The sequence below is a fragment of the Pseudomonas sp. yb_9 genome, assembly GCF_043103635.1.
In the GTDB taxonomy this organism is placed as follows: domain Bacteria; phylum Pseudomonadota; class Gammaproteobacteria; order Pseudomonadales; family Pseudomonadaceae; genus Aquipseudomonas; species Aquipseudomonas monteilii.
This window is the reverse complement of sequence record NZ_JBICKA010000006.1, coordinates 17,680-33,770: the sequence shown is the minus strand read 5'-3', so window position 1 is coordinate 33,770 and position 16,091 is coordinate 17,680. Positions and strand designations below refer to the sequence as shown.

Below are 16,091 nucleotides of genomic sequence, written 5' to 3'. Positions count from 1 at the left end.
ACAGTCACATCTATTGATAATGACTATCGAAGCAGGGTCAGGTGAGCGCGGTCATCACCGCAGCCTGGTAAGCCGGGCGCTGCTTGAGGCGTTCATACCAGGCTTCCAGGTGATACATGGCCGGGCGCTCGATGGGCATTTCGAACCAGGCGTAGATGAAGCTACCCAGTGGGATGTCGCCCATGCCGATCTGGTCACCGGACAGGTAAGGCTGATTGGCCAGGGTTTCGTCGGCGATGGCCAGCAACTGAGCGCACTGCTTGTGCGCGGCGTTGATCGCCACCCAGTCGCGCTGGTCTTCCGGGGTGCGCAGCAGGCCCCAGAACAGCGGGCGGAACGGTGCGGCGAACGACGAGGTGGTCCAGTCCATCCACTTGTCAGCCAGGGCGCGCTGGCGTGGATCTTCCAGATACCAGCCCTGCTCGGCGCCATACTCGGCGCACAGGTAGCGGACGATGGTGTTGGACTCCCACAGGGTCAGGTCGCCGTCCTCAAGCATGGGCACCAGGCCATTGGGGTTGCGGGCGCGGTAATGCGGCTCGTTGACCACGCCGAAGGCGCCGCCGGCGTCGATGGATTCGAAGTCCAGACCCAGCTCCTGGGCAACCCACAGCGCCTTGCGCACATTGCTCGAATTCTTGCGGCCCCAGATTTTCAGCATGGCAACGTCCTTATGAAATGCGGAGGCTGCACAGTCTAACCCAGAGTTTTGTCGTCCGTACGGCCCTTTCGCGGGCACGCCCGCTCCCACAGGAATTGCGCATTTTTCGGGCTTGGCGCACTACCTGTGGGGGCAAAAAGAAGAAAGCGGCTCAGGCGGCCGGGGGGGCCTTGGAAAGCTGGACATGGCAATCGATACCGGCGCGCGAGGCTTTACCCTCTTTTTCCACAAGCGTGAGGCCCAGCCCTTCGCTGATGAAGTCGCCAACGGTGTAGGAATCCATCAGGTACTGAAATTCGGTACGGTCAAGCGAGGCGGGTTGATGGGTGGCTTTCAGTTTGATGTAGACCTTGCCCGAGCCCGTTCCCTGGCTCAACGTGATGGTGGTTGCAGAGGGAATATCGCTCATGGCGATTTTGCTAAATTCGCCGCTGACACTTTTGTCGACTGCCTCGCCGCTTCCCCAGTCTGGCAACGTCAGGCTTTGGCTTTCTCCAGTGTTGTTGACTTGCTTCCAGAAAATGACGGCGCCGTTCTGATACGGGGTGTTGTCGTTTTGCATGATGCGCACCTTAGATTGAAGCGTTATGTGGGTTTGAATTTAAAACAGCGAAAGCGCCTGCGCACCTAGCAGAATTGCCAGGTCGGGCCACGCGCAAACCTGCGGTGAAACTCCCGGCGCCACACCCTGTCACTGTTCTGACCCGGTCGCTTACAGCACAGCGTCTAAGCTCTGTGAGACGGCTCAAGCCCCTGGTTCCAAGGAGGACCGATTATGTTGCTGTTGTGGTTGGTGGTGCTGGTGATCGGCGCGGCATACCTCACGCACCGGCGCCTGGCGCCCTTGCAGATTCTGGGAATCACGGCAGCCTATGTGCTGCTGATGGGCATTTTCAGCCACGCCCCCGGCTGGCTGCTGACGCTGATAGGGCTCGTGCTGGCGCTTAAATTTGTCCTGGTGGCACTGCCTGAGTGGCGGCGCAAGGTGCTCACGGGCCCGGTGTTCAAGTGGTTCCAGCGCACCCTGCCGCCCATGTCACAAACCGAGCGCGAAGCCATTGATGCGGGCACCGTGTGGTGGGACGGCGAACTGTTCAGCGGCCGCCCCGACTGGCGCACCCTGCTTTCCTACCCGGCACCGAAGCTGACCGAAGAAGAGCAGGCCTTCATCGATGGCCCGACGGAAGAACTGTGCGCCATGGTCAGCGACTGGCAAATTGGCCAGGACATGGACCTCCCGCCTGAAGCGTGGGCGCACATCAAGCAGAATGGCTTCTTCGCGTTGATCATTCCCAAGCAATATGGCGGCAAAGGCTTCTCCGCCTACGCCCATTCACAGGTGGCCATGAAACTGGCCACCCGCAGCGGCGACCTGGCCTCCACGGTGATGGTGCCCAACTCGCTCGGCCCGGCCGAACTGCTGCTGCACTATGGCACCGATGAACAACGCGACCACTACCTGCCACGTTTGGCCCGTGGCGAAGACATCCCCTGCTTCGCCCTCACAGGCCCGTTGGCTGGCTCCGACGCAGGGGCCATGCCGGACACCGGGGTAATCTGCAAAGGGCAATGGAACGGCGAAGAGGTCATCGGTTTACGCCTTGACTGGGAAAAGCGCTACATCACCCTGGGGCCGGTCGCTACCTTGCTGGGCCTGGCCTTCAAGGCCTATGACCCCGACCACCTGCTGGGCGAGAAAGAAGAACTGGGCATCAGCCTGGCACTGATCCCCACCGATACCCCGGGGGTAGACATCGGCAAACGCCACCTGCCGCTGGGCGCCGCCTTCATGAATGGCCCCAACAGCGGCAAGGACGTGTTCGTGCCGCTGGACTTCCTGATCGGCGGGCAGGCCATGCTCGGCAAGGGCTGGATGATGCTGATGAACTGCCTGTCGGTCGGCCGTTCCATCTCCCTGCCAGCGGTAGGCACCGGTGCTGCCAAGTACACCAGCCTGGTTACCGGGCAGTACGCCAACATTCGTGAGCAGTTCAACGTCCCGCTGGCAGCCTTCGAAGGCATCCAGGAATCGCTGGGACGTATTGGCGGCAATGCCTGGCTGATGGACAGCGCACGCCTGCTGACGGCCAAGGCTGTCGACCTGGGCGAGAAACCTTCGGTGCTGTCGGCGATCCTCAAGTACCACCTTACCGAGCGCGGTCGCGAATGCATCCAGCACGCCATGGACGTACACGGCGGCAAGGGCATCATCATGGGCCCGAACAATTACCTGGGGCGTAACTGGCAAGGGGCGCCGATTTTCATCACCGTCGAGGGTGCGAACATACTCTCGCGCAACCTGATGATCTTCGGCCAGGGCGCCATTCGCTGCCACCCGTTCGTGCTCAAGGAAATGGCCCTGGCCGGCCGCGAGGACCGCGACCAGGCGCTGCGGGAGTTCGATGAGCTGTTGATGAAACACATCATGTTCACCGCCAGCAATGCGGCCAGCACGCTGGTGCTCAACCTGGGGCTGGGTCGCCTGGAAAACATGCCCGGCGATGCCCTGAGCCAAAGCTACTTCCGCGCCCTGAACCGCCAGGCTGCTGCCTTTGCCTTGCTGGCAGACCTGTCAATGATGCTGCTGGGCGGTGCCCTCAAGCGCCGTGAACGCCTGAGTGCCCGGCTAGGCGACGTGCTGAGCCACTTGTACTTGTCCAGCGCAGCGCTCAAGCGTTATCACGACCTGGGTTCAGCCGAGCATATGCAGCCACTGCTGCGCTGGGCCATGGAAGAAAGCCTGGCCCAGGCGGAAAAAGCCCTGGACCAGTTGCTCGACAACTTCCCGAACCGTTTCGTTGGCGGCGCGCTGCGGCTGCTGGTGTTCCCGTTCGGCCGCCGCCATACCGGGCCGAGCGATGAGCTGGATGCAGAAGTGGCGGCATTGATTGGCCGCAGCAAGGGTGACCCCGCGCTTGAAGAGCTGCTCGCCGGCTGCTTCAGGCCACAGGCCGATGGCGACCCGGTGGCAGCACTGCAACGGGCCTGCGACCTGCTGGAAGCAGCAGCACCTTTGCACAAGGTACTGCACCAGGCGATCAAAGAAGGCAAAGTGCACCCGGCACCTGGGCAGTCGGCAATCGAAGCGGCTGTGCAAAACGGCGTTTTACAGCCTGGCGAAGGGCAACGGCTGCAGGCGGCGGAGCAGGCACGCCGGGCAGTGATCGATGTAGATGCCTTCAACAAAGCGCAGTTGCTGCCAGTACAAGGCAAGGTACGCTGACCGTTGGTGGGGAGTGTGGCGCCATCGCCACCTTCCCCACCCGCTCGCCAACCGGCGTATACTCCGCCCCCGTTTCAATCACCCTGAGGACCGCCCCATGGCCAACCCCCACCTGGAATACCACCTGCAACTGCTGAACCACCTGCGCACCATCCTGGTGGCCCTGGGTGAAGCCGAGCAGGTACCGGAGGAAAGCCACACCCTGTTTCTCGAACGCTTCGACGAACTACTGGCCCTGCTTTCACAAAGCCCGCTGGAAAGCCAGTACCTGGGCCAGGACCTGATCTGCCAGCTGATCCAGCGCTACCCGCAAATTGCTCACCTGGTACCCCGTGACCTGTTGTGGTTCTTCGCTGGAGACTGCCTGCATTTCATGCCCGACGAAGAGCTGGAGCTGTACCAGCAGCTGGAAGAGCGCCGTTACGAGGCTGAGCAGAAAGGCGAAGCGTTTGACTGGCATGCGCACAAAGCACAACTCGGTGCACCAAAGACCGAGCAGCGGCACTGACCTCATCGATGCCTGCGCGGCGCCCCTCTCTTTGAACAGTGTCGCAAAGCACACCTAAATCTCCGGTTTTTCCTACATCGCGATAGTTTCCAAGAAATTAGTATGCCCGACGCTCCCTCCCGTCCCCAAGGTGCCAGGCCAAGGGGGAGCGCTGCTCTGAACGCCTCGACGTTCGCAACTAAACCAAGGATATAGCGATGAAAAAAACATTCATGCTGCTTGCACTGGGCATTGCCAGTAACACCGCTTTCGCTGCCCCTGAAACCGGGCAAATCAGCTTTTACGGCACTGTCTATGCCGGTGGCACTTGCCCTATCGAAGTCGTCAACCCAGGTGGCTCGGTCATTCCACGCGTAACGCTGGGCAACTACACCACCAAATACTTTGCCGCTGCCGGTACTGCCACACCAGAGGTTGCGTTTGCCCTGCGCGTAACACCTGACGCCACCTGCACCATTCCTCCAAACAGCACTGCAAACGTTACCTTCAGCCCACTACACGGGCCGATCGGTTCCGATCTGTACGGGATCCAACGCGGCAGCGCAGACGGCCTGGGCCTGGCGATCAAAGACCGCACTCACGCCAAAATCGCGCCAGGCACCGCTTCGCTTGATTACGACCTGTACGAAACCGCCCCAACCGACATGATCTTCTACGCCAACTATGAATCTCACCTCCCTACCGTAAAGGAAGGTGTCGCAGAAGCTGAAGTCAGCTTTGTGGTAGCCCTGCCGTAATTGATGTACCAGGTGCGTTTGCGCATCTGGTGCAGCCTTAGATCTGCATGCCTTCGGTGTAACATCATGCCACTCTTTACCCGCTCCCTCATCACGCTGTACAGCTGTGCAATAGTGTTCGCTTGTAGCACCTCCCTCGCACAGGCAGCGCTGACCATCAGCCAAACCCGAATCATTCACGAAAGTGCCAAGCGCAGCTCATCGGTCGTCGCCGCCAACCCATCCAAGGCCACCTATGCCGCACAGGCGTGGGTGAACACCGAAGCCGACGACACCACAACGGCCGTACCGCTGATTGCCTCACCTAACCTGTTCCGGCTCGAACCCGCTAACGAACAGACGATACAGATCAACGCCATACCCAACGATCTGCCACAGGACCGCGAGTCCTTGTTCTACTTCAACCTGCAAGAAATTCCACAAGTCCAGGAAGGCGCCGCACAAAATGCGCTGACCTTTGCCCTGCGCACTCGCATCAAGGTCTTCTACCGTCCTTCCCAGCTCAAGGGGCGCCCGCACGACCACCTGCAAAACCTGGCCTGGTCGGTGCAAACACTGGAAGGCAAACCGCACCTGGTGGTAGACAACCCCTCCCCTTACTACTTCACCTTCAACCAGCTGACCCTGCGCAGCGCCAAGGGCAGCGAGAGAATCGATGCCAGAAAGATGGCCATCCCCATGGGCAGGCAAACCTACCCCCTCAAAACCTCAACCGTGCAGGAAGGTCTCAGGGTCGAGTTCACAACCATCAATGATCATGGCGGCCTGACGCCAGAGTTGTCCCGCCCGGTAAAACGCCTGTGACTGCACTCAAGCCCTGAGGGTCGGGCTATACCGGGGGAAATCGACCCATGTGCCACCACCGTCGAAGCTCACCTGTACCAGGAAGGTGAACGGCTCGTTACGCTTGAGGGTCGCAAGGTACGCCTTCGGCACGGTGACCTCTTTATTTGCGCCAATCCCCCGACTCACTTGCGCTGGGGTCAGCGGATGCGCGGTCAGCACAGCCTGAGGGGGAGCCTCCAGCCCACTCTGCAGCACCCCACCCACGCTGATATTGACCTGCTGCTCCACAGCAATGCCCCGCCATGTACCCAAGCTGACAGGCACACGTTCGGGTGCCGAACCCAGGCTGAAGCCGTTCGAATCGGCCCCCTCGAGCGCAAGCATGGGCAACCCGCTTTTACTGAACTCGGTCACTTTCAGATGGCTGACCGCGGAAGGAAACACATCGGCATCGTCTCTGACTTCATAGCGCACCACCAACGTCTTTTTCGCGTATGCCAACACATGCTTCTCGGGAATCGCATAAGCGCGCTCGGTCCCCGGATGGACCTCGGAGGTTGTGTAATAGCCATAATCTTCAGGCTCACCCCAAATGACTGTAACCGTTTCATCTGGAAACCACTGCGCCGACATCGGCACCGCGACCAACAACGGTTCAATGTAGTCATCCAGCTTCAGCGCAAGGTCACCGCTTGCTCCGGTTGCCTGGGCAATTTCCACCCAGTCGAACTGGCGCGGTGCCGGTTGCGCCCTGACGTCCAGCTCCAGCGACCTCGCCAGATTGCTCAGGTTGCCGGCCCGATCCTCGATTTCGTAATACGCGTAGCGCACCCCGTCACCTGACTGGCGAATCATTTCACCCTGGAAGTCGATATGAATCGGCAGCAACACGTCGTTCTGGGTCAATGTCAGGCTGCCCACCTGCTCGGAATCATCAGGTTTGTCCCCCCAATACACTGTAATGACATCGCCCACGGCAGGGCTGTCGTAAGTCGGTACCCGGGTGCGTAGCCGGTCAGCGTGCCGCTCCAGGTATCGGGCCGTAAGGCCATCGCGCTCAACTTCATCGGGGTCTTCGACAAGCTCAAGCCTGCCACGCCCCCCGCCCGGCACAGGCGCTGTCTTGTCGATAAGCACTGAAAGCTCATCAGAAACAGTGCTTTCCTCGTTACCCAGGGTCACCTGATACATCAGGGTGTGGCGCCCCTCCCCCAGCAGCGCCACGGGCACCTCCAGCTCAAGGTCCGCGGGTTGCACTGGCGTGGTCCACGTCTTGTCAACGAACGGCTGCCCATCCCACTTCACGACCAGTCGCTCAGGACCCTCATCACTGGGGTCCGAAACCAGCCACATGGGGATGCTGATGGGCAAAGGCCTGCGTGTCGCCCTCACGGGCAGCAGGTTGTGCTCACCGCCGTCGATATCGGGCAGCAGATCGGTCACCGTCACTGGCTTAAGCGCCTGCGGCGCTTCGCGCATTGCCCCCTCCTTCAATGGCCTGCTGAAAAAACCCAGGAAGCCGCGCAGAAATTTACCAGGCACCTGCATCTTCATTTCTCCAATAAAAAAGGAAGACCGAGGTCTTCCTTATTGGCATGCTCACCAGCTGTAACGCAGCCCCAGGTTTACCCCCCAAGGTTGGTCGATGTGTTCGCCAGCGCTGTAGTCGACATCGGCATGCACCTGCAGCCGCTCGGCCACCGAAACTGCCACCCCACCCCCCAGCTCGGCACGTGACCCGGACAAATCGTTATCGAATCGATGGCCATTGACCTTGACCTGGTTGTTGTTGATGAACTCATGGGCATAGGCTGCACGTACGTAGGGCTGAACCACCCGGGCATCACCCAGGTCAATGGTGCGCCCCAAGGTACTGCCGAGCTTGCCCAGCACGGAATGCACAGCGTCGCCCTCGGCTTGCAGGCCGTTGTCGAGCGTATAGGCCTTGCCTTCGAACCGCGCCACCGACCATTGGGTATACGGCTCGATGAAATAGCCGTCATCCAGGGCGATATGCCGCCCCAACTCGGCCGACACACCCACGCCAACATTGCTGTAGTCGCCTTTGGTGTGACCATCATCACTCAGGGCTACCTTGGCATCGTTTTCAAAGCGGTTCAGCTTGACCACACCATCGAAGTAATACCCGCTCTGCGGGTCAAGCCAGGTGGTGTACAGGCCCAGGTAGTAGCTGTCCACGTCACCGGAGGTGCCCTGCGACAGGTCCAGGTCGGACCGGCTGTAACCCGCCAGCGCACCCACCAGCCATTGCCCATCACCGATCGGCAACGGGGCATCGGCGCCGAACGACACACCCTGCTGCACCTGCTTGTAGGCCACGCCGGAACTGGCCGCCACATCGAACTTGTTGCCGTAAGCGCGCACCCAGGCACCGGGCTGGCCGTCTTGCAGACGCAACTCGCCCATCCGGCTGCGCAACGAAGCAAGCTCGCCATACCAGACAGTCGGCGCAGCGTTGAACAACGCCAGGGCCGACTGCGTACCTGGGCTGATCACCTTACGCGACCCATCGAGGTACCAGTCTTCACCGCGCTGAACCAGGCCATAGGAAAATGCCCCCAGGTCGAGCCGGCCATTGACCAGCGAGAAGGTGGCATCACCACTCGCGGCATGCACCACATGGAGCTGGTTCTCTACCTGCGGGTCCTGGCCTGAGCTGCCGATCAGCAAGCTGTGGTTGCCGGTAGCCTGGCCGGTAACATCCAGGAAGTCCGTATCGCCGGTCGAGAAGTCTGCATGCATCACGAAGCTGCCGCTGCCCGACAGGTTTTCCACGGTCAGCCGGTGGTAGGCATCCGGCTGGCCGAACTGGACGTTGCCATCATCGAGGGCCAGGCTGCCGACACTGGCATCCTGGGTCATCACCCAGGTTGACTGGCCGTTGATGCCAAGGCTCGAAACACCGTCCAGATGGCCAGTAAGGCTCGACCGGTTGTCCAGTGCCAACGCGGCACTGGAGCCGTCCTCCACTTTGACGTCGCCGACCAGGTGCGAATTATCGACCGACAGGGTGGCCGACGATGTGTTACGCACCTCAAGCAACGTGCCATCGCTGCCCACCAGGCGCGACCCGTTGCCGACCTTGATACTTGCAGCCGCTGGCCCCGCAGCACTGCCGGCCACGACGATTGCCGCGCCCGCCTGCCCTTCGACCAGGGTATTTTGCAGGTCAATGTTTGCCTGCCCTGCCACCGCAGCGTCAGCATTGACCAAGATACCTTCCTGGGCACCGATGATCCGGCTATTCGCCACGTCCAGACGGCCGTTGAACATGCGCACACCCGAGCTGCCCTCCCCGGTCCCCTGCACCAGGCTATCGCGGATACTCAGCCGTGAATTGCTGGCAAGCGCTGCCCCGCCCACTTGGCCCGTTACCGTGCTGCCTACCAACTCGACCGTGGACCCCACCGTACCGGTACGTGCCAGCACAATCCCGCGCCCCTGGCTGACAATGGTACTGTCCGTGACCCTGGCCACGGCAGCGCTGCCCACCAGCAACGCATCGCCGGTGGCATTGAGGGTGCTGGCGCTGAACACCAGTGCCGAGCTGGGTCGCAACTGGATTTGCTGGGTGGTGGCACCGTTGGCGGTCAGCGTGGCGCCCGCCAGTACCTGGTAACTGTCCAGCGGTACCGCGGCATCAATGGTTTGGTCCCGCGAGACCGTCGTCAATGCCAATGCGCCTTCGCTCACCAGCCAGAGCGGTGTCAACGCCAGTGCAAGGGCACGCTTGCCTGCTTTTCCGAGGGGGGTGGAGTGTTTTTTCATGTGCGATCCTCGCCCAAGTCGAAATTGGAGTGGCTCTGATGTCTCAGATATTTCCGACAAGACTACACAGCACCTTCCTATTGTGTTGTAGGAAAACCCCTACAACACAATAGGAAAATTCATCACCCGGCTATTGCCAGCTTTCATGAAAAATCACAGGCACCGCTAGGCTGATACATGGCCAGCACAATATCACCTCGCTTGGAAACAATGGTTTCGCTGCCGGCAGTGAAGCGATAAGTCACCCGCGCACGCGCTCGATAGAACAGCGGGTTATCAGGGTCGTAGGTGGGTGCAACGTGTTTATCGTAGGGGACTCGCCATATGAAACCCTCCAACGGCGCGTCCGGCCCAATACTTACCTTGAAGACTTCCCTCACGCCAGGCACTTCATCTTCACCTTGGCTTTCTTGCCCCCCCTTGACGGCCCACCAGGTAATTTCGACCTCGGTGATTGGCCCATATTTTTCATACTCACTCAGGTCAGGCACCACCAATTGCACTGCCCCGTTGTCAGCATGTGGCAGGCTGTTTTTGATCGACGTACAGTTCAGTTGGCCGTTGGCATTTTTCTCCAGAAAGTCCACCGGGTCCGCTGTAATTACAACGGCGCTTACCGCCACCGACGTGACGCCTGACTTGATAGGGTTATGCACGCCAGGTCGGCTAACCCAATAATGGATGGTCACCACCTTGTTGCCCTCGGCTTCTATAACGGACCAAGGCACAGGGAACTCAATTTCACCGTCGGTTTTGTTTTGTGCAGTAACGACATACGCCACTGCTTGCGCCTGGCTTCCCCAGTCGAGTGTCAAGATGTCGTCTTCTTCGATAAGGTCGCTCAAGACAATCTTGATGTCAGCGTCCAGGCCAGTATCGCCGCTGTCGAGTTCATCTTCATTACTGCTACTGCCGCGCCCATTGACATGGGCAAGTTCCAGGCCGGGGTGCACCTGCTCTGGCCAATCCGGGCCTGGCCAGCCGGGGTCGATGGAATCGAAGTTCACATAGACCTGTGTCTGCGCACCGCCAAGCTTGTGCGTACCTCGATACACGTCATAACGCACCGTGGTTTCTTCCGGCAGTGCCGTTCCGTCATACTCCTGCAGCAGTGTCGCACTGTCGACCTTAACCCTCACGTATTCAGCCGGTGCACTGCCCACCGGCTCCGCCAGCAGTTCGGCGGTTTTCCAGGTTACCCGTACCGTATCAGTGGCCTTCCAGTCTGCAAACAGCGGCACCCAGACCTCGACCCCCTCCAGGGCATCGCCCTGGTCAATCAGATAACTGTCCGCCGCTGTCGCCAACGGTACCACCGGGTCCCCGAAGACGGCAGGCAACTTGCCCAGCGCCACATCGATAGCAACATAGTCGGATATCTGGCTGATGTTGCCCGCCTTGTCCACCAGCACATAGACGGCAAACAGCCCACCATCGCCGGCTTGGCGAACAATGTCTTCCGGCACCTGCAATTGCTGCACTTGCCCAGTGGTAAGCGCGTTCGCGACTTCTTGAATATCGCCAATATCTTTTGGAACTTCTTTCAACCAGTACCATAGGACCCGGTCACCTGCCTGCCAATCCGGGTAGGCTGGCAACTCAAGGATGACATTGCCGCCCTGTGCAGCAAGGCTGTCGTCTGTCACCACCGGTACGGGAAGAAACTTGGCAGGCAATGTTCGGGCGTACGGGGGAACACGGTCAAAGCGCAGCGTCAGTGAGTCCGACCATTCTTCTTCCAGGCTATCGGACAGCACATAACTCCTGAGATAATGCACCCCTTCGGTACTCAGTGCGTCCAGTGAAATATCCAGCTTTACCGGATACGGGTTCTCAAGATCGTCATCAAAGTACCTGATGGTCTCCTCGTGGATGGTTTCGAACCCCACATTGTCACGCGAATGTTCAATCCTGAGAGTGTCCTCTTCCGTAAAAACCCAGGCAGGCACCTTGACAATGAAGTCAGGCCCGCCCGGCAAAATATAAACGTTCTTTACTGTCCCGTCGGCCTTGTCTGCAAATAGCTCGTCGTCAACGACGAGGTCTTTCAACTGACTGGGTTCCGTGTACGCACCCAATAGTTTTGCGCGATCAAGCCTGAATGCACCGCGTGCATCCCGCGAACACTTGCTCAGATCCTTCGAATGAGTCACACCCACCTCCAGGCATTAATGAAAGAACCGCGCCTTGGTCGCGCTACCGTTCATTCGACACCGCCTGAACGCAGCCGACAACTGGCATTTTTATCAGGTCACGCGTAATAAATACTGTTTCACATAGCCAGCCAGATCAGCGACCGTCATGCCATCTGCACCCGGTGCTCCCTTATTGCTGACCACATGCTGATACGCACGCTTGCCTCTGGCTAACACTCCCCCCTTGCCGGGTGTGTAGAGGACTTTCACCTCCAAGTCACTCGCTCGGCCACTACAGCCAAACGGGTTGCGCTACGCGCAACGCGCCATGCCTGGCGCACCCAAAAAAAGAGCCTGCACAAAGGCAGGCTCCAACACAGCTTCAATGTTCTAAATCAATCAGATAGCGCACTCAAACGGTCAAGCATCCTGCGACGCCAATCGGTCAAGGGGATCGTACCCATAGCTTGCCGTAATGCCTTGCGACGGCACATGCACCGTCTGCAGACGCCCCATCGGGTCGTAGGTCAATTCACGTTGCTGCTCATCCAGTATCAGGTTGCCATCAGGGTCGTATTTCAACTCGATCTCTTCCTGTCTGAGCACAACCTCTTGCTCTTCGCCGTCTGCTTCCGCCACCGCTACCCACTGCAGCGTAATGCCCATCAGTTGCACCGGATCGTGTTCGTTGGTGAATTGATACGTGGCATTCAGCCGGCCACCTTCGAAGTCAGTCCTGACCCGGGTAATGTTGTCTCGGCCATCGAAACGGAACAGCTGGCTGTCTATCTTGTTACCGTAGGGGTCAACGGGTACATACTCACTGACGCCCTCGCAGGTATACTTCGACAACCGCGCCCGGTCATCGTACTCGAAGGTTTCATGGCGTAATTTGTCGCCTTCCTGTTCTCCGGCCGTCAACGTCTTACTGTCAATGCCATCCACTTCGTTGTACGTCTGGGCCAACGTTTGTACTGCGTCACCAAAATCGAAACGCCGACGCACTTCGCGCTCGAAATCATCGTAGAACAGCTGCGTTTCCAGACAGCGCTGGCTGCCGTCCTCATCCACGGTTTCAGTGAGTATGCTGGCGGTCCTGCCCAGCTCGTCATAACGGAATGTACTGGTCACATTTTCCAGGCTGGTCTGATACAGCTGCCCAAGCGAGTTGTACTCATACGACTGGGTTTTGCCCAGTACATCGGTATACCCCAGCAAGCGGCCCTTCAAACTGTGTACATAGAACATCTCATGCGGTTGCGCCTCATCGTTGTGCTGGCGCCTTTCAACTTTCAGCTCGCCGGTACTGTAGTACTCACGCTCGAGCATTTCTTCATTCTCGGTACACTGCAACAGACGAGCATTGTGTTCGTCATAGGTATACGCCGCATTTTTGCCCAGGGTCTTGCGGCTTAATGGCTCCTCGCCCAACTGCGGCAGGTACTCATAGTCGATACGGTGGTCTGACGGTGTGATCACCGCTTCGGGCTGACGTTGCCCAATGCCGAACAGCATAGTGCGTTTACGCCCCCCAGTGACCGACTCGACCATGCGGTCCAGGCCATCGAAGGTTTGTGTACCCAGCACGTAATCGCCGCCATCGGTGCTATCGAGCACCTTGATCAAGGTTGGCAAATCAGCGGCGCTGTGCAGCGCATAATCACGGTGTACCACCGAACCATCAGCCAATGTCTGGTCCACCTGCCTGTCGAATTCGTCATAGGTGGTAGCCGTTTCAAAACCCCGCGCATCCACTTCCCGCACCGTGCGCCCCAAGCCATCGTAGAAGTAGCGGTGCAAACTCGCCCGGGCGCCTTTGCTGTCGAGGCGCTCGACATCGACAGGCGCATCGAACAGGTTCAGCCGAGTAATGGTGACGCCGGTAACTTGCCGACGGTCGATGGACTCTCGCCACTCCTTGTGTACCGGCCCCAGGCGATCCGGTAACCCCACCGGGTCGATCTCCGTGCACATGCGCACCTTGTCCGGGCCTATTTCCACGCGGCGCTGGCGCCAGTCGTCATACTCGTACAGGGTACGCAATGGCAAGTTCTTCAGCTCGAGCCAATCGTAATCGGTCTCCTCCACCAGGTTGCCCAGTTCGTCGTAGCGCGCGGTGTAACTGAGCCGTTCTTCTTCCCTGGCTTGTCGAGTACGGCCGAAGTCCGGATCCTGGCGCGTCACTCGTACCGCACGGTTCAGGCCGTCTACATAGCTCCAGCTTTTGACCCCCTTCACATCCGTCTGCATCTGCCAGGCCTGCTGGCCGTCGGACGACAAGTAGTAACTGTAGCTGCGCGATGCGCTGTATTTGCCTTTGGGGTCGACTGTTTCACGCGTGACGCGACGGAGTTCGTCATACGCGTAGGCAATCTGCACCTGGTTGTCGTCATAGTTGAGCAGTGGCTCGCCAATCAGTATCGAATGCTGCACGGTAATGACCTTTTGCGCATGTCGCTCGGCGTTGCCCTTGGCATTGATCAACTCACGCGCCGGCAGAGGCTCACCATGATCGAACCCCGTCACCGTTTCCTGAGTTTGTACGGCAGCGTGGCCGTCTACCGAAACTTCACTGTAGGCATATTCGGTAAGCGTTGCCTTGCCATTGAGCGTCAGGGTTTGCTCACGCGCACGGCCATGTTCAAGAGGGTTGAGTGGTTTGTCGTGGTAATGCGTCTCCAACGTCGACAGCACCGCACCGTCACGCACGCGAAGCTGCTCATGGCTACGCATTGACGCGCCGCGTGCATACCCGTCGTCATCCCGCGATGCAACCGTCTGATAGCGGTATTCACGCAGCAAGGTTTTGGCCCCGGCTTCGCCAGGCCCCGGGATGACCTCCTCGGTTTTGAGCAGGCGCACGAACGTGTCCGGGTCGTCCGCCGCCGGGTAGTACGACATCAGGGTCCGCTTGCCGTTGGCTTCGGTCTTCTCCACCAGGTTGCCATGGTGGTCGTAGCGGGTCATTTCCGACTGTTCCCGCGCCGTGCCGCCTGCCCCCTTGCGCCAGGAGGTCGTGGTCCTTTCGGCCAACTGGAAATTGTTGTCCAGGTCCTTGAATGGCCTGTTGCCCGTTGCCGGGTACTGCAAGGTCAGGGTTTCGATGCAGTCGTTCTGCGTGGTGACCTTATCGACCATCAAGTGGAAGCGGTTGAATGACGTCTTGACCGTGTAGACCGGGGTATCGCCTTTATAATGTGTGGCGGTACTGTCATAGAAATAGTCTGCGCCTGTGACTTTGTAGAGGTTGTCTTCACCGCTATCGTCAAAGGAAATACCCGTATTGTTGCCCAAGAAGTTATTCGAGCTGAATACGTAGTCGGTACGCATTTGTGGCTGGTTGGCCCCCGGGCTAACCAGGTGCCGCTCTACATGAGGCAGTGTCCTGCGCCCGGCGCCCGGCAGCGCGTGCCCCTCATCTTTGTAGAAAATTTCTTCGATGCCATTGACCGGTGTACGCATGCGTTCAATGCAGCGTACTTGGCCGATCTTTTTGTATTCGAATGCCCAACGACCTTTGTCGGCCGTCGGCAATACCACCTTGACCAGCTCACTGTTCTCGCGTTCCAGCGTATAGGTCACCTGCGCCGCCGAGCCAGGGTTGAGCGTAATCAGTACCCGGCTGAGGTTGGCGTAATTGATTTCCAGCAGTTTTCGCTTGCTGTCATCTTCGACTGATGCCAGGCACGGCACACGCTTGGCTGGAATACCCGGCATCGGAGAGGGCACATCCACCTGCTGATAAGTCAGGGTAATGCCATCCCCGGTCGGCGTCAGCACCCTGACAGGCAGTGCCACCTTCTTGCTGTTGGGTTGCCCCTGCTCGGTAACATCGTGCAAACCAAGAACTTCGATCATCAAAGACTTGTGCGCCACGCGATACAGCGTGGTGGCACCAGCAGAAATGTTCTCGAAGTGGAAACTGTCGATCTTGCGCTCCGGTATGACCGGCTGCGTACCTGGGCCATTGTCGAATACCTTGAAACGCTCACCGCTGTGCAAGCTTAGCATCTGGCTTTGCGGGTCATACTCGCTCAGGTTCAAGCGCCATCCAGCACCAAAGCCTGAGTCCTCAGGGTTCATCGGGTTGAAGCCGATGTGCAAAGGCAAGTTGGGGCCGCTTAACCGGTTGGCCACCAGTTCGGGCAGCGCGAGCGATACATTGTATTGCCCCGTTCGGGGGTCGACCCCCCCTTGAACGAAGCTCATGAAATTAAATGCATTGGAATGGACTAACGAATTTGTCGTCATT

Annotated in this window: 10 protein-coding genes; 4 read left to right on the top strand and 6 right to left on the bottom strand. The window is 59.0% G+C overall.

The features are described 5' to 3' along the window. Window positions 1-37 precede the first annotated feature (37 nt). The gene (locus ACF8MI_RS00430; RefSeq protein ID WP_104835342.1) at window positions 38-661 is read right to left on the bottom strand and encodes a glutathione S-transferase; all 624 of its coding nucleotides are present in this window, start codon (window positions 659-661) and stop codon (window positions 38-40) included. A 151-nt stretch (window positions 662-812) separates the two neighbouring features. Beyond that, complete coding sequence (locus ACF8MI_RS00425) at window positions 813-1,223, bottom strand: hypothetical protein (protein WP_200929183.1); 411 nt, start codon at window positions 1,221-1,223, stop codon at window positions 813-815. Between the two features lie 213 nt (window positions 1,224-1,436). On the opposite strand from ACF8MI_RS00425, the gene ACF8MI_RS00420 reads away from it, so the two are divergent. The 4 genes from ACF8MI_RS00420 (at window position 1,437) to ACF8MI_RS00405 (ending at window position 5,933) form a co-directional block, all read left to right on the top strand. Beyond that, on the top strand, window positions 1,437-3,884 hold the full coding sequence (locus tag ACF8MI_RS00420) for an acyl-CoA dehydrogenase (RefSeq protein WP_060498739.1): 2,448 nt from the start codon (window positions 1,437-1,439) through the stop codon (window positions 3,882-3,884). A gap of 97 nt (window positions 3,885-3,981) precedes the next feature. Next, window positions 3,982-4,392: a PA2817 family protein gene (locus ACF8MI_RS00415; protein WP_060498738.1), complete on the top strand. Its 411-nt coding sequence runs from the start codon at window positions 3,982-3,984 to the stop codon at window positions 4,390-4,392. A 197-nt stretch (window positions 4,393-4,589) separates the two neighbouring features. Beyond that, window positions 4,590-5,129 carry a fimbrial protein gene (locus ACF8MI_RS00410; RefSeq protein WP_060498737.1) on the top strand — a complete coding sequence of 180 codons (540 nt, stop codon included), beginning with the start codon at window positions 4,590-4,592 and terminating at the stop codon, window positions 5,127-5,129. 66 nt (window positions 5,130-5,195) lie between these two features. Further along, complete coding sequence (locus ACF8MI_RS00405) at window positions 5,196-5,933, top strand: molecular chaperone (RefSeq protein WP_082426373.1); 738 nt, start codon at window positions 5,196-5,198, stop codon at window positions 5,931-5,933. A 6-nt stretch (window positions 5,934-5,939) separates the two neighbouring features. On the opposite strand, the gene ACF8MI_RS00400 is transcribed toward ACF8MI_RS00405, so the two are convergent. From ACF8MI_RS00400 to ACF8MI_RS00385, 4 genes are all read right to left on the bottom strand, one after another. After that, complete coding sequence (locus tag ACF8MI_RS00400) at window positions 5,940-7,463, bottom strand: hypothetical protein (protein WP_125474450.1); 1,524 nt, start codon at window positions 7,461-7,463, stop codon at window positions 5,940-5,942. A 51-nt stretch (window positions 7,464-7,514) separates the two neighbouring features. Next, window positions 7,515-9,704, bottom strand: a complete 2,190-nt coding sequence (locus tag ACF8MI_RS00395) for an autotransporter outer membrane beta-barrel domain-containing protein (protein ID WP_200929182.1) — start codon at window positions 9,702-9,704, stop codon at window positions 7,515-7,517. A gap of 143 nt (window positions 9,705-9,847) precedes the next feature. After that, entirely contained in the window at window positions 9,848-11,857 is a 2,010-nt protein-coding gene (locus ACF8MI_RS00390) for a hypothetical protein (protein WP_200929181.1), read from the bottom strand. A 402-nt stretch (window positions 11,858-12,259) separates the two neighbouring features. Beyond that, window positions 12,260-16,048, bottom strand: a complete 3,789-nt coding sequence (locus ACF8MI_RS00385; protein ID WP_223624223.1) for a sugar-binding protein — start codon at window positions 16,046-16,048, stop codon at window positions 12,260-12,262. Between the last annotated feature and the right edge of the window lie 43 nt (window positions 16,049-16,091).